This is a genomic window from Pseudomonas sp. S4_EA_1b (assembly GCF_016307435.1).
GTDB lineage: Bacteria > Pseudomonadota > Gammaproteobacteria > Pseudomonadales > Pseudomonadaceae > Aquipseudomonas > Aquipseudomonas rhodesiae.
Genome location: NZ_JAEILC010000219.1, coordinates 1 through 1,424, shown reverse-complemented (window position 1 = coordinate 1,424; position 1,424 = coordinate 1). Strand labels below are relative to the sequence as shown.

Below are 1,424 nucleotides of genomic sequence, written 5' to 3'. Positions count from 1 at the left end.
AAAAGAATTTTATGATTTTTTATCTGATATTCGACAGATGTAGTTTTCAATATACCCAACTTGATCAGGCACTATCGACACCGGCCTTGCGCCGGTGTTTTGCACTCTATTTGCACCCTTTTTGCCGCCTTTCTGCACTCATCCTGTAGCCTTCTTGTACTCAAGCTGTACCCTTTTTGTAGTCCTTTTGTCTCCTTTTTGTCTACCAACCCGACGGCCTACGGTCTACCTGCTCAATACGCCCTTTTTCAGCATGAGTTTTCGCTCCTTAACAGGAGCAAAATTTCAATACACAACACGCACCCCCGTCCGGGGTAAGTGTTTCCTTTTAGATCAAAGGGTTAGCCATTTTTCGTGCTGATTGGAGGTTATACATTTTTAACAATTGATAGGCCTGGTGCTCCCGGGAACAGAAAGGACTCTATTGGTGGTCTTCCTAAGGTCCCTGGAAAACAGTTAGATGAGTATCCACCGGCAATGTTTAAAGAGGGTGGGACTGGAGCGGGTGTTAGATCCATAAGCCCGAAAGATAATATGGGGGCTGGCGCATGTATAGGTAATGCATGTCGCGGACTGCCCGATGGCGAGAAAGTCAGAATTGAGGTGGTGGACTAATGGCTAGGTTTAGAGAAAGTATATATTTGTCTTATTCGCAATTTTGCGTGTTTTTGAGTTCGCTTGATCAGCCGTATAATGATTGGAGTGATCGTAGTTATGCGCAAGGGTTTGCGTGGAGGTTAGGGAGTGTCTCTTTTAGAGCTTTGATTGATGAAGGGGATCATATAATTAGCTTTTTCATTAACGAACAAGTGCCCGCTATAAGCGCAGCCGTGGTTCGGGCCTTTAAAGTTCCCTTCTCGGTGATAGATAGAAATATTGAGGTTGGTAGTATTTCGAGTACGGTTTCTCTAGAACTGCCTGAAGGAGATTATTCTTTTCAGGTCGAATTTATAAGACCCTCCTCAAGTGGAGTGTATGAAATAAATGTCCATTTGAATTTAGGGGGCTGCGATTTTGAGGTGTTGAGAGCAGACGCCGAAATTGACGAGCAAGGTGAGTTTGATATCGATGCGGTTCCTGCGGGATAAAATTTCTGAGAAATGGGGGCGGATTTATTTTAATTCGAGACCGCGTAAAAACCAATCAATGGTTGAAGGGAGCTATACATAATGACTGATGAAACAAAAAAAGGATTTTGGCGCTGGGGTTTTGTGCTGTTGTTTGTTGGTATAGCAGCGGTCTTGATAAAACAAGCAACAGAAGAAACGCCTGAGCCTAGCAAACCAAGCTTCCTTAGTGACTTGATAATCGTCACCGCGCGAACGCACGCGCGTAATTGGAAGGTTGACGAAAATACAGAGCTTGTTCGTATGGAGGCGACTAATAGTCATACTATAACGGTTTTTTATTCTTTATTGAATTAT

Annotated in this window: 2 protein-coding genes and 1 pseudogene; all 3 read left to right on the top strand. The window is 43.5% G+C overall.

The features are described 5' to 3' along the window. Positions 1-354: 354 nt before the first annotated feature. The gene (locus tag YA0848_RS36495) at positions 355-615 is read left to right on the top strand and encodes a NucA/NucB deoxyribonuclease domain-containing protein (RefSeq protein WP_099312426.1); all 261 of its coding nucleotides are present in this window, start codon (positions 355-357) and stop codon (positions 613-615) included. 26 nt (positions 616-641) lie between these two features. Continuing rightward, positions 642-1,088, top strand: coding sequence for a competence protein ComJ (gene comJ / locus YA0848_RS35785; protein WP_232925267.1), 447 nt, complete (start codon positions 642-644; stop codon positions 1,086-1,088). Positions 1,089-1,169: 81 nt separating this feature from the next. Beyond that, positions 1,170-1,424 (top strand): annotated as a pseudogene (locus tag YA0848_RS35780) (hypothetical protein); the annotation flags it as partial.